Raw genomic sequence first — 13437 nt, 5'->3', positions numbered from 1 at the left:
TAGAAATGTATAACAGCTCGATTTTAATTTTTTTTATAAGTGTATTTCCTAATTTTAAAATTAAATCATACCTAACAGTTTTCCTAAGAAGAATACGATCAAACAAATAACACCTAAGTACAAAGCAAAGTATTTAAATACTTTTTTAGTGATTGCACCTTCTTGTCCAATCAAACCTGTAGCTGCAGTTGCTACAGCTATACTTTGAGGAGAAATCATCTTACCAGCTGTTGCTCCCGCCATGTTAGCTGAAGCCAACCAGTATTCATTCGCACCTAACGATTGAGCAGCATTAACTTGCAACGATCCAAAGAGAATGTTCGCATTTGTATCACTACCCGTAATAAATGTACCAACGGCTCCAATTAGAGGAGATATCAATGGGAATAAAGATCCTGTAAAAGTAACAAGCGAGGTTGATAGTACACTGATCATACCACTATATCCCATTAATTTAGATAGGGCTACGATTGCGCTTACAGTCACAGCGGTATTTTTAAGCTGCTTGATCGTACTCCAAAGAATGCCAGTAATTTTGCTAAAAGAAACACCTTGAATCAATCCACCTAAATAAGTTGCTAAGATAATCAATGTCCCTGGAGTAGTCAACCACTTGATCACATAAGGTTTTGCACCTTCTCCAGAATAGATTACAAATGAAGACTGTATTTTTCCCAATGTACCACTGATGGCCGGGAATAAAGATGAAGATAAAATGATAAATAGAAAAACAAAAATATAAGGCAGACAAGCTTTAAAAGCTACCGAGAAGGTAACTGATGACTTTCCTACGTGATCATTATCTTTAATCAAGTAAGGAGAATCTTCTGGCGTTTTTACAAAACGGGCCGCCAAGACTGTGACCAAAATACAAATTAAAGAACCAATAACAGCCGGCAACTCAGGACCAATGTAGCGAGCTACAAAAATCTGAGGCAAACCAAATGCAAGCCCTGATAATAAGGTGATCAGAGTAACGCCTTTTAATGATTTTATGCTTTCACCTGTCAGCATAACTAAAATAAAGGGAACGATTAGAATAAGCAAGAATAACTGCAATGAGACTATATAAGATGTTTGCATAACCTCCAGCCCTCCTGCTTGAGCTAATGAGGTTACAGGCAATCCTATTGCTCCAAATGCTGTTGGGGTAGTATTCGCAATCAAACAAATAACAGCTGCCATAACTGGGCTTACACCTAATGAAGCTAGAATTCCAGCCGGGATTGCAACTGCCGTACCAAATCCAGCAATTGATTCCAAAAACCCACCAAATCCCCAAGCAATCAGTAAAACCAATACTCGCATATCTTTGGAGACTCCTGTCAACAATTGGTTGATAATTTTCATACTTCCAGAATAAGTAGCTAAATTATACGTGAATAAAGCGGCTACAATAATATAAACGATTGGCCAAATGCCATTAATAACGCCTTCTAATGTTGCTGTAAAAGCATCAATAATTGGGAAATCAAAACCAACGATGCTGATTCCAAGTGTAAGAAGCAGTCCAATCAAGCAAGCTTTTGTACCTGGCATCTTTAGTACGCCAAGTGAAATGATTAGCCATGCAATAGGCAGTACTGCAAGTAATGTCTGTAATATCATAATTTTTTTCCTTCCATTATCCGTTTTTTATTAAGTGAGTTTCAGAGCTTGATTCTTTTATATAAGTGCATTTTTTTCATCTTTCATAAATCCTCTGCTCCACTTAATATGTAGCGATGCCGTTTAGTCGGCACCGCTCCCTCAAATTCACATAAATTTATTTTTTCATATCAAACAAACGAGCATTTTTAACGTCTTCTATCGTTTGAGTTCCAGCTAATTGCATAACACGTCTCAGGTCTGTTTCGAAGTAATCTAAAACAGATTTAACGCCTTTCCATCCGCCTAAAGCTAATCCGTATAATACTGGACGACCTACAGCCACAATATCTGCACCGCTTGCTAAAGCTTTGAAAATGTGTTCTCCACGACGAATACCGCTGTCAAATACAATTGGAACACGACCAGCAACAACTTTAGAAATGTTTTCCAAAGTATCAAATGATCCAGGTGCACCATCTAATTGACGTCCACCATGGTTGGATACCCAAATACCAGCTGCTCCTGCACCAATCGCTAATGAAGCATCTTCAGGAGTTTGAATTCCTTTAACAAATACTGGCAAACCTGAGTAATCTGAAATGAACTTCACATCACTTGGAGTGATTTTTTGTTTGGATTGAGCATAGATATTGTTCAAAGACATATTCTTCCCTGATCCAGTCAAGTAACGAGAAACAATTGGCATACCGAATGGGTAAACAAATTTATTCAGCATATCTTTTTCACGATTACCACTTAACGTCGAGTCCGCTGTTAAGATGATCGCTGTCGCACCATCAGCTTTAGCTTCATCAAGAATATTTCTATTCATTTCATCATCTTTACTCATATAAATTTGGAACCAACGTGGATTGCCTTTCAAGCCATCTTCGATTTCTTCAAATGTAGCTCCTGAATAAGCACTGATAGACATAATCGTACCGCCAAATTCAGCGATTCCTTTAGCTGTTCCTGCTTCTTTTGTTTCATGAGCTAACCCATGAGCTGCAATAGGCGCCATAATAAAAGGTACTTTAATGTCATGTCCTAAAATAGAAGTCGATGTGTCCGGATTTTCTACATCAGCTAATACACGAGGCAGAATTCCTTTGTGTGACCAAGCTTCATTATTTTGTTTTAATGTGAATTCATCTCCTGAAGCACCTGACATATAATCAAATCCGCCAGCTGGAACGACTTCACGAGCTCTGTCTTCAAGTCGATAAGCGCTTATTACTTCAATTTCTTGCTCTACTGTTGGTGCATCGTATTTAATCGTTTGTTCATTTGCCATAAATTGTCAACCATCCTTTTTATATAATGAGTTTAAAATTTTATCCCTAAGTTTTAAACAGCCATTTCAATTTATGAGAGGAGCTTCCTAAAGCGCCTCTTTAGCAACTAGGTCATCCAATCTTGAATACTTTGAAAACTGTTTAATCCCTTTAAAAATGTCACACCTTTCACCATTAATTTGGAAGCGCTTCAGTACATGTATTACTTTATCACGTTCCTTTACACTTAGAAAATATCGTTTTTTTATGGTATGATAAATAATATTTATGTAAAGATAGTTTAGTATACGTTTTGCTTATGTTATTAAATTCACAAAAACCTACAGGAGGAAACGATGAACCTACAAGATTTAGTTTACTTTAATCAATTGGCTGAAACCTTGAACTTTACTGCAACAGCAGAACATTTTTACGTCTCTCAGCCTTCCATTTCGATGGCTTTAAAACGCCTTGAAAAGGAACTTGAAACGGTACTGATAGATAGAAAAAGACTTCACAAACATTTACGTTTGACAGAAACTGGTGAAATTTTATTTAAGCATTCAACCCATATTTTGCAAACAGTAGAACAAGTTAAAGAAGAAATTCATGATTTAAAAAATCAGGTCGTTTACTTTGGCTTCTTACCAACCATTGGCGGCCATTTCATGGCAAAATTAATGCCACATTTAACAAAATTCTCAGCCTCTATGAAACTCATCGAAAAAGAAAGTTCCGATGTGATGTTGGATTTGGTATGCAAAGGTCAAGTTCCATTGGCCATTATTGGGAGCGATCGCCCTACTTTTTCAGCAGAAAATTTATTACAAGTCCCTTTGCGAACAGAAGAAATAGCGCTTTGGGTATCCCCTGACAATCCTTTAGCCAAGAAAAGTATCATCATGGCATCAGAGCTTCAAGATGAGCTATTTATCTCCTTAGCGCAAGGTTACACCCACCAACGTATTTTTGAAGAGTGGACTAAAAACAACCAAATTAAACAGCCACAGACTCTTTATACTAAGGAAATCCAAACGGCATTGTCCATTGCTTCTTCCACTAATATGGTTGCTTTTATGAGCGATATTTTAGTAGATGATCGCCCACGGCTAGTCAGAGTTCCCATTGAAAATGCGCCTCACTTTTACATTAGCCTCATCGTGAATAAGGACCACCACAACATCACATATTTCCAAAAAGAATTCAATGAAGCAATGATTGAATTCGCTAAGACCTTCAATAATCGTTGAATTTAAATTTATGTAGCAAAAAGTTCTACTTAATTTTGGCACAAATATTTTAGCTATTCACATAGTAGCTTATTTTATGAACGATATCCTGTTTCCTATCAGAAATAAAATTTTCTAAAAAGAATATAACTACTGTTAATATAATTAATTTAAAAATATTTCCCTTAGAATCTTTTAAAAAATACAGAAAAAAAAGAACCTTGTTAAGAAAAGGTTCTAGATACATATTTCTATAGAATTTTATGCATCTAAATAAATTTATCTGTCGCTATATGCCTCTAACCAATGATGAGGTTGTAATTCTTTTAATGTTTTAAATAACAAAATATTATCTTTTGTAGTGACTGCTGCTTTTACATCTGATTCCCAATAAACTAAACGTTCTTGGCACGTTCCACATGGAGTTAATATTTTGAATGGAGCACTTTCATTTTCTCTAACCACACAGATGCTATGTGTAACAGAAGTATCCAATTTGTGTGCTTCTAATATTGATCCTGTCTCCATACATAACTCAGTTGAAGCATTCAAAACATCTGGAGATACACTCGTTAAAATTCGATTATTTTTTGTATACATAGCAGCTGCGCCACCCCAACCTTTAGGGTATCTTTTTTCTATTAATTCTATAGCTGCCTGGTATAAAGATTCTTCTATATTCATTGTATTCCTCGCTAACTTTAGATTTTGTGGGTAACGTGAACCTCCTAATTTAATATTTACTGATAAATATATTTTCTATGTCCAATCTCTAATCTTAAAATAGTGACCGTTTCATCATTGATATCATGAGATATGAGTATGCTTAAAATCATCTAAATATTTTAATTCATATCCAAAAACAAGAAGTACGCATGGAGCAATTAAATTATGAGCAAAGTTATAAATATAGGCTCCAATTTGCTTGTTAATTAAGTAGCTCAACAAAGATATGTCGATTAAAAAGAAGAAGATCAGCAGCACAAAAGCGGACGAAAATCCTTTAAATCTTCATTTGTGTGCTTTCTATAACCATTTTTATTTCTTTCAGGAACTAAATTTTTTTGATCCTCGTAATATCTAATTGTAGATTTACTTGCTCCTGTAGCAGATAATAATTCTCCTATATTCATTAAAACAGCTCCTCTCTTTAAATATACTGTAACATTCAACTATACTTTAAGGTCAACTAATAAAATAATCTTTACAATTTTAAAAGGTATTGTAGTTATGTTTTCAGTGCTTATCTATAGTAAAGTTGTTAGTAGAATCATAAATCGCATTCAAAAAATAAAATAAACCTTACTTTACCTATTTTCTAGATATATATTTTATTATTAGATTCACAAATCATTAAGGAGAATAAAATGAAGATCAGAAAGTTGAATAAATTTGAAGATAGGCCGTTCAATCTTCTATTATCAGCAGATCCTTCTCAAAATAGTATCAATGATTATGTTTTGTAGCTGAAGAACAACAAAATATTATTGGTGTATTTGTACTTCTTCCCACACTTTTCATAATAAAAAAGAGAATAGATGCTATTAAACATCTACTCTCTTTTAAAAAAAATATCGACCAATTTTTTTATGATGGAACAGATATGATTTCTCCTGTATCCAGTAAACATAGATAGGTTTCAGTGACTTTTTTATCTAAAATAGATTCTAATGCAGATCGGTATAAATTCATTTGACCTTTATACTTCTCTAACATTTTCTCACCTGATTGTGATCCATAATGACTGACTCTATCTGTTTTGTAGTCAAATAAAACAATGTGATCCTCTAACTCGATATAGCCGTCAATAATTCCGTGAATCAATATTTTATCTTCAGCGTCGCCATTCATATCTGTAAACAGTTTTTCAGCTTCTAATAAGAGTGAGAACGGTTCTTCACGATGGACATCTTTTGAAAAATCAATGATCATTTTCCCAAGCACAGTTGTAAAAAACTCTTCTACTTGTTCAACATTAACTTTTGAAGCAACGTCTTCTTTTAAGACGCCATTTTTTATCAATGAAGCAATCAGGGTTTCAAGTGTTTCTTTGGTAGGAGCCGTGCTTAAATCAATAGCTTGCATCACGGAATGCGTTGCCGTTCCTATTTCTGCATTTGAAGGAGCAGTTAATTCAGCCATAAACAGTGGTCGATCTAAGGTTTCTTCAACATAACGGTTTCGATTTCTCGGTTGATTGATATCGATTTTAACCATTTGATCGCTTTCCGGCTCTTCAAATAACCGTTTGATTTCTGAAACCGATTGATAACTTGTTGTATGAGAAGCCCCTTCATGCTCGTAAATGTAATTCATCAATTCTAACGCTTTTTGAACGGTGCGTTTTTTGGGTTGTTCAGTCTCAGAAATTTTGTCTTGTAGCTGATCCAATTTCTCTAACCAGTTTTCATCCGTTCCATTGTCTTTTGAAATCAATTGTTCTTGAATCGCACTTTCATCATAAAAGTGAATACTAAAATGGGCAGATTGATTGGTAATGGCTCCATTTCTGGCACTGACAGAGATCTCCTCGTTTTGACTTGAAGGATGACGAACAAGGGATAACCCGATCCACTTCATTAAACTACTAGCAGTAAACCGAATATCGGCTGGCAAGACGGTTGGATTGTGGGAACTAACGACACCCCATTCTTTCCACGCTGCTGCTTCATCTTTATACGAACCCACTAAAAACAACTTTTCTTCTGCACGTGTCAATGCCACATATAATTTCCGCATTTCTTCAGATAACAATTTCGTTTTCTTCTCCACTTTTAAAGCGATTTCCGGTAAAGAAGGGTATCGAATGCGACGGTCCAAATCTTTAAAATCTGTTCCCACTCCATATTGTTCGTTAAAAATGTAACTTTTTTTGATATCTTGCAAATTAAATTTTTTCGTTAAATCTAATACAAAGACGACTGGAAACTCTAACCCTTTACTTGCGTGGATCGTCATCACTCGAACAGCGTTCTCATCTTCAGATATAGCTGTAGGCTCTGCCAGATCTTTGTCTTTTTCTTGCATTTTTTCGATGAATCGTACAAATTGAAACAGCCCTTTAAAACTTGTTTTTTCATAGCTAGATGCACGCTCATATAAAGCATGCAAATTAGCTTTGCGCTGTTTACCCGAACTCATTCCTCCAACATAGTCTAAAAAGCCTGTATCATCATAAATCGTCCATATTAGTGCAACTAAATGGTCTCGTCGAGCAATTTCACGCCATTTGTTCAACCGTGTTAAAAACATGTCGATTTTTCCATATAAATTTGATGTAAAACGACTCGCTTTTTCTACACCTGGGTAAGATTGATAGAACGTTTTTAAGGCATCAAAGTAATCCCCAGTTTTTTGGCTAATCCTAATTGAAGCCAATTCATTCTCATCTAACCCAACAAGTGGCGAACGCAACACTGCAGCCAAGGGAATATCTTGATAAGGGTTATCAATGACTTTCAGCAAAGACATCATGATTGTGATCTCAGTTGTTTGAAAGTAATTTTGCGTGTCGTTTACTTGAAGTGGAATAGCCAATCGTTTGAACATTTCCATTAATACTAAGTTATTCTTTTTAGTCGGTGTCAACAAAACAATATCTCGATAATTAATTGGCCGCGTTGTTTTAGCCCGTTTATCATAAATTGGAAATTGAGTTTGGATCAACTCTTGGATTTTTTGGCCGACCATCAATAATTCGCCTTCCGTTTTATCTTCAATCCGCATATCCCAATTAACCGATTCTGTTTCTTCTTCCTCATCTTCGGTGTCATTGGTGCCTTTTTCGTAGATCAAAAGTTCCGGTTGGTGTTTTTGCAATTCTGGAAAACCCGTAAAACCCTGTACGAGTTTAGCTGCTTCATCATAATCCATTTGTCCAACTGCTTTATCCATTAGTTGTTCAAAGACTAAATTAGTGAATTGCAGTACTTCACCTCGTGAACGGAAGTTTTCAGCCAGTATAATCCTTTCACCTAATTGGTGGTGCTCGTACTGTTCATATTTTTTTAAAAATAATCCTGGATCAGCTAAACGAAACGAATAAATAGATTGTTTCACATCCCCTACCATGAACAAGTTTCCTTGATCTGATTGATCATGGGCCAACCAACGCAATATATTTTCTTGAAGTTGATTGATATCTTGGTATTCATCAACCATGACTTCTTTAAATTTGTCTCGATAATGCTTCGAAGCTTCAGTTGGAATCCAGTTTTCCTCATTGAACTGAGCCAGAATTTGAAGAGTCAAATGTTCTAAATCATTAAAATCTAATAGGTTCCGTTCATCCTTGCGCTGACGAAAAGCCTCCGTGAAGAGTTGTGTCACACGTGCCATTTCTTCAACCAAGGGAGCAGCACTTAGCATTAAGTCGATTTGTTCTTGAGGAGAGGCAGAGAAATAATCATTAGCTAATTCTTTAAAACGAGCTTTATACTGATCACGTAACCCCTTCATTTCCTCAGCTGTTTCTTTTATTGCTTCATCGGTTCCCTTTTTGATTGCTTTCCAACGAGCAAATTCAAAGTTTTTACAGCAATTATACGCTGCTTGATAATTGTGTTCGTTGATATGCGCTTGAATTTCTTGCAACGCAATCCATTCACTGCGAACCAAATCGGTTTGGTTTTTTAGCTCTTCAGTACCTTCACCTAGTTGAGCAGCAACTTGAGAAAGCTCGACTAGACTGTCTAACACCGATAAAATTTGAGGTTTTAACAGTTCTTTAAATAAAACACCAGTCGTTAAATCATTTTCTTCTACTTGGTATAAATAGGATAATTGTTCTAGCCACACAGCAGGTCTAGGGTTAGCTCTTGAAAATTCATACAATGAGAAAATCAAGTCCGTTAGACCCGCATCGCTACGATCGTTGGAGTACGAAGCTGTCAAATCTTTAAAAAGGGTGTCTTCTTCTCCGTATAACTCTTCTCTTACTTCTTCCCAGACACTTTCTTTAAGTAAAAGGATCTCTGTTTCATCCGTCAATAGTCTAAATATAGGATCTAAATTAATCAAATAATAATAACGACGGATAACTTGAAGACAAAAAGCATGCAATGTACTGATTGACGCTTGGTGGATTAAGGTTACTTGTCGAGTAAGGTGTCTTTTTAACTCCATATCGCTTTCAGATGTGACTGCTTCTTGGATCGCAACTTGGATCCGAGCCTTCATTTCTTTCGCGGCTGCTTCTGTATAAGTCACGATCAGCATCTCATCAACATTGGTGCCGGATTTTATTTTTTCAATCACACGTTGAACAAGAACCGTTGTTTTACCTGAACCCGCCGAAGCAGACACAAGTATATTATGGCCTTCTTCATAGATTGCCTGCCATTGTCCATCGGTAAAATGACTGTTTTCGGGTTTTAGCGGAAGTGGGTTCATCATTCTTCATCTTCCTCCTCTTCTTGCATTTTCTTAAGTATATCTTCTCTTTTTAACGATTCCATCCGACGATAATTATTTTCAGGCAACATCGCATCAAATTGTGAAACCGCACGTAATGGTCCATTAACGGTAGGAATAAATTGCCTTTTTTCATAGAAAGGATTCAATGTATTTACTCCTTCTACGATTTTATTGCCGGCATCAACAATCAGTTTTTGATTGTGTTGGCGTAACGCAGTCATTTCATCTAGCGTGACAAATTTGTTCGATTTTAAAGCTTCACTTTTCAATTGATTAAAGGGATACACAAGTGAGGTTTTTGTCGGTTCAATTGTTGGATCTAATGACAAGAGCATATCTTCATCTTCAAGCAACAATCCGTCCATTTTATAGGATTTTAACAACTCATTGATATATGCGTCTTCATCTAAAAATGTTCCTTTTTTCATAAATGGATTGGATACATGCAAATAAAACGCACCTGCAGGTTTAGCTTCATGTCCAATCAATCCAACAGCATTTTGAAGAGCCGTATCCAAGTACGTGATCATTTGCATGGCTAGACCATAATAAGCATCCTGGTAATTGAATTTATGCGCGCTTGACTTGTAATCTACTACACTTAGGTAATAGTCATCACCTAAGTTCATGGCATCCACTCGATCGATTTTTCCACGTAAATGTAGGGTTCCACCATTGTTAAGTGGAAAAGATAATCCTTCAATGCCGGTTTGATTCGCAACTTGCCCGAATAAAACTTCTGTTTGAACATTTTTCATATTTGTCCGTCGGCTTTGATTGCCGATGACCCACACCATTTTTTTAATCGTTTGTCCTAGTTGGTCACGAATATACTTCATGCGATTTGAAGCATTTAAAATGGAGAATTTCGGTTTTCCATAAAGTTCAGTTAGCACTTCTGATGTCAATTGTTCCAGCATGTCTTCCGTTAATTGATCAAAGCTGAGATTCTTTTGGATTATCTGTTTAAACAAGTGATCCAACGCATCATGAAAGAATTCTCCCGTACCGGCTGGAGACAGCTCAAAAACATCTCGTTCTTGTAACTTCAATCCATATGTCAAGAAATGACCATAATGATCTGCATAAAAAGCTTCTAAACGAGAAACAGATAAATAGAGATCTTTGCCATACAGGTCTGTTGCAATGGTACTTTTCAAGGGTACTGGTAGGTTTTTCTTAACCAAACTAACAAGTAAATGGTTAAAGTCACGAGCCACTTGTTTATCTCGTTTAAAGAAAGTATAAAGATTTTGCCAAAATAAACTTAACTGACCTTTTTGGTCTTGCTCTTTGCGCAAAATCATCAACAACTGACTGATTGTTGTTTTTTTCGTTCCAACAAAATCCATTAATTCTTTATCGGATGGATTTTCTAGTGATGTGACATCCATCAATTTGGCTTGGATTGGAAGATGAAACGCTTTTGCTATCCTGTCCACATAAGGCGATAATTTCGGACCATTCTTCGTTTCATCGCTGGTCGGGTAACTAAAAATCAATTTCTCAGAAGAATCTAAAAAGGCTTGATAAGCAATAAACGGTTCAGAAGCCATAACCGCTTCAACAGTTGGTTTTAAATATTTTGTATCGTCTAGGAATTGTGAAAAGAAATCCCGGTCTTCTTCAGTTAAAATACTTTTATTTTCTGTTTTAGCCGGCAAGTGGGCATCGGTTACTCCCAACATGAACGTAACTTTTGCTGTCCCAATACGTGTTCCTTCAATACCTGAAAAAGTTACTTGATCAATACTTGGTGGAACCATGCTATAAGTTGCATTATCAAACCCAGTCATTAAGATCGCATAGAAACTATCCAAGTTGAACGGTTCCTCTCCCAACACTTCTACATATTCATCTAAAAGTTGCAAAAAAGTTTGCCATGTTTGTTCGTGTTTGCGTGCTTCTTCAAGATCGTTGTCTTCAATCGCTTGATCTCTCCAAAAGCCTATTTGATCTTTAACTCCAATATTTTCCATAAATACATACAGTTCTTTTGCAGCATCTTTACTGGTTTGCGCTTTTTCTAATCGGTTGAAGAATGGAACCAACAGCCCTGTCAGATCCGTTTTAATGGAATTGGCAATCTGTTCAATCCGCTGATCATTATCCGACTGAAACTCGGCATCTTCATAGAAGTAGCGTGTGTAGTGCCAAGGATCTGATTTGGTCCATTGGTACCCCTCATAACCATAAGATAATAATACATTTTCCGTTACATCCACTCGTTCTCTAAACTGTCGTGCACGGTGCACCTGCTGACTCACCCGTTGTGCGCGTTCTTTTGAAAGAACTTCTTCCCCTTCGCTTTTCGGAATTACTAACTCTGTTCTAAGAAGCCGCATCACATCTGCGTATCGCCAATTGCGTTTGTAAATGCTGACTAAAGAGTCAATCACTTCAATAAGCGGATGTTGATTCATCAATTCTGCACTATCAACGAATAACTCTATATCGTGACTGCTAAATAATGGCTCTATGATGGCTAAATAATCATCCATATTACGAGTCAATACTAAAATATCCTTATAACGGTAATTGCCAGTGGCGACCAATTTACGAATTTCTTTGGCCACATGTGTGATTTCTGCTTGTCTATTCTCTGCAGCCCATATCTCAATACAATTGCCCATTGCGTCAAGACCGTCTACTCGTTCATTGTTTGCGGGAGTCAATTGGCTAGTCTCAACCCAAAATTCTTCCAGTTGATTTAATTCCCCACAATAAGCCTCATCAACTTCTTGGATTAGCTTGTCTTTGTAGACTGGAACATTATTTTGGCGTGCCAGTTGATACAATTTATAATAGGTTGCTCCGGATGTCTGAAACAAGTTATGCATTTCCGGTTTTTCAACGGCATATGCTTTATCTGACGTCAGCGCGATTGTCACTTTCTTAGCAGCTTTCATTAAGGCCAAAATAAGTGCTTGTTCTTGAGCAGTAAATTGATAGTAACTCTCAATGTAAAATGTGGTTTGGGATAAATCCAACTCTTCCACTTTTTGAATCAGCGCGGACACGATATCTTCAGACTCGATATATTTATTCAATAAAGCTGCATCAAAAGCTTGATAAATTAAGGATAAATCTTGTAATTTTAATTTAAAATCCGCTTCTTTAGGTGAAGTACCTAGACTAAACATCATATGATTCAAATCTGCTTGTGCAATCCGCCCGCTGCGTAATTCTAAAAACAGATCTGTCATTTGCTGAACAAATCCATCTTTGCGGACTTCACCACGGTAGATGGTTAACTCTTCTTCATGTTCGATCAATAATTTACGGATCAGCATCGATAAACCTGTTGTGGTTAATTGTGGCTTAGCGTAAATATCTGTATCTTTTAACCAGTACCACGCTAATCGTGTAAAACTAAATACCTGTAAATGCATCATACCCATAATCGGCTTCTTTTCAAAATAAGGGTAGTGACTAAGTTTTTCTAAAATGGTCATTTCAGCCTGGAATTTAATATGGTCCGGAACTAAATAAAAAATAGACTCTTCCGTTTGTTTAGTCAGGCTTTCTGCTATCTCATCCAATAGTACCGAACGTTTATCACGATTCGCACGGCCTAACACAAATTGCAATCCCATCTTATTTCGCACATCCTCTCATTCAACTTCTCTGTCTCTCATTTTAACATACGCAAAAAAATAACGAGAGAAGAAACGTAATCTAACATCAACATTCATTTTTACCTTTTCATGGAAGAGTGAGTGCTATTTCTTGCTTCACTTGTTCGTGAAACCACCTTTGACGGAAGAGTGACGCTCATTTAGCCTGTCACTCTTCCGTGTAGAGCTGTTTCATGGAAGAGTGACACCTATTTTATGCTCCACTCTTCCATGAACAAACATTTTGTCGTCGAATTTGTTAACCGAATTGCTTCTGGCTAATTTTCTAGACGAAAAAAGGCTGAGACAAAT

The 13437-nt window shown here is 36.5% G+C and carries 8 protein-coding genes; 1 reads left to right on the top strand and 7 read right to left on the bottom strand.

Annotation, left to right across the window (positions count from 1 at the left end):
* Positions 1-60: 60 nt before the first annotated feature.
* Both CAR_RS05930 and CAR_RS05925 read right to left on the bottom strand, forming a co-directional pair.
* A complete protein-coding gene (locus CAR_RS05930; protein ID WP_202945001.1) occupies positions 61-1608 on the bottom strand; it encodes an L-lactate permease in 1548 nt (515 codons plus the stop codon).
* A 157-nt stretch (positions 1609-1765) separates the two neighbouring features.
* Positions 1766-2884: a lactate oxidase gene (locus CAR_RS05925; RefSeq protein WP_013710814.1), complete on the bottom strand. Its 1119-nt coding sequence runs from the start codon at positions 2882-2884 to the stop codon at positions 1766-1768.
* A 336-nt stretch (positions 2885-3220) separates the two neighbouring features.
* Here CAR_RS05925 and CAR_RS05920 point away from each other — a divergent pair, with 336 nt between their 5' ends.
* Positions 3221-4114 (top strand): LysR family transcriptional regulator, encoded by an 894-nt coding sequence (locus CAR_RS05920; protein WP_013710813.1) that lies wholly within the window; start codon positions 3221-3223, stop codon positions 4112-4114.
* Positions 4115-4372: 258 nt separating this feature from the next.
* Here CAR_RS05920 and CAR_RS05915 read toward each other — a convergent pair whose 3' ends face one another.
* The 5 genes from CAR_RS05915 to CAR_RS05905 all read right to left on the bottom strand — a co-directional run bounded on the left by CAR_RS05915 (position 4373) and on the right by CAR_RS05905 (position 13104).
* Complete coding sequence (locus CAR_RS05915) at positions 4373-4777, bottom strand: cytidine deaminase (RefSeq protein WP_013710812.1); 405 nt, start codon at positions 4775-4777, stop codon at positions 4373-4375.
* Positions 4778-4900: 123 nt separating this feature from the next.
* Positions 4901-5077, bottom strand: a complete 177-nt coding sequence (locus CAR_RS13460) for a DUF4260 family protein (RefSeq protein WP_083806885.1) — start codon at positions 5075-5077, stop codon at positions 4901-4903.
* A complete protein-coding gene (locus CAR_RS12925; protein ID WP_013710811.1) occupies positions 5068-5226 on the bottom strand; it encodes a MerR family transcriptional regulator in 159 nt (52 codons plus the stop codon). Before CAR_RS12925 ends, CAR_RS13460 begins: the two co-directional genes overlap by 10 nt.
* 454 nt (positions 5227-5680) lie before the next feature.
* Positions 5681-9487: a helicase-exonuclease AddAB subunit AddA gene (gene addA / locus CAR_RS05910; protein WP_013710810.1), complete on the bottom strand. Its 3807-nt coding sequence runs from the start codon at positions 9485-9487 to the stop codon at positions 5681-5683.
* Positions 9484-13104: a PD-(D/E)XK nuclease family protein gene (locus CAR_RS05905; RefSeq protein ID WP_013710809.1), complete on the bottom strand. Its 3621-nt coding sequence runs from the start codon at positions 13102-13104 to the stop codon at positions 9484-9486. The genes addA and CAR_RS05905 overlap by 4 nt, the downstream gene beginning before the upstream one ends.
* Between the last annotated feature and the right edge of the window lie 333 nt (positions 13105-13437).

Source organism: Carnobacterium sp. 17-4 (assembly GCF_000195575.1).
Lineage (GTDB): Bacteria > Bacillota > Bacilli > Lactobacillales > Carnobacteriaceae > Carnobacterium_B.
The sequence above is the reverse complement of the archived record's forward strand: the minus strand, read 5'-3'. Positions and strand labels throughout refer to the sequence as shown.

Coding starts and splice junctions, on each gene's coding strand:
- CAR_RS05930 (WP_202945001.1), bottom strand. CDS start 1,608: ATGATATTACAGACATTACTTGCAGTACTGCCTATTGCATGGCTAATC.
- CAR_RS05925 (WP_013710814.1), bottom strand. CDS start 2,884: ATGGCAAATGAACAAACGATTAAATACGATGCACCAACAGTAGAGCAA.
- CAR_RS05920 (WP_013710813.1), top strand. CDS start 3,221: ATGAACCTACAAGATTTAGTTTACTTTAATCAATTGGCTGAAACCTTG.
- CAR_RS05915 (WP_013710812.1), bottom strand. CDS start 4,777: ATGAATATAGAAGAATCTTTATACCAGGCAGCTATAGAATTAATAGAA.
- CAR_RS12925 (WP_013710811.1), bottom strand. CDS start 5,226: ATGAATATAGGAGAATTATTATCTGCTACAGGAGCAAGTAAATCTACA.
- addA (WP_013710810.1), bottom strand. CDS start 9,487: ATGATGAACCCACTTCCGCTAAAACCCGAAAACAGTCATTTTACCGAT.
- CAR_RS05905 (WP_013710809.1), bottom strand. CDS start 13,104: ATGGGATTGCAATTTGTGTTAGGCCGTGCGAATCGTGATAAACGTTCG.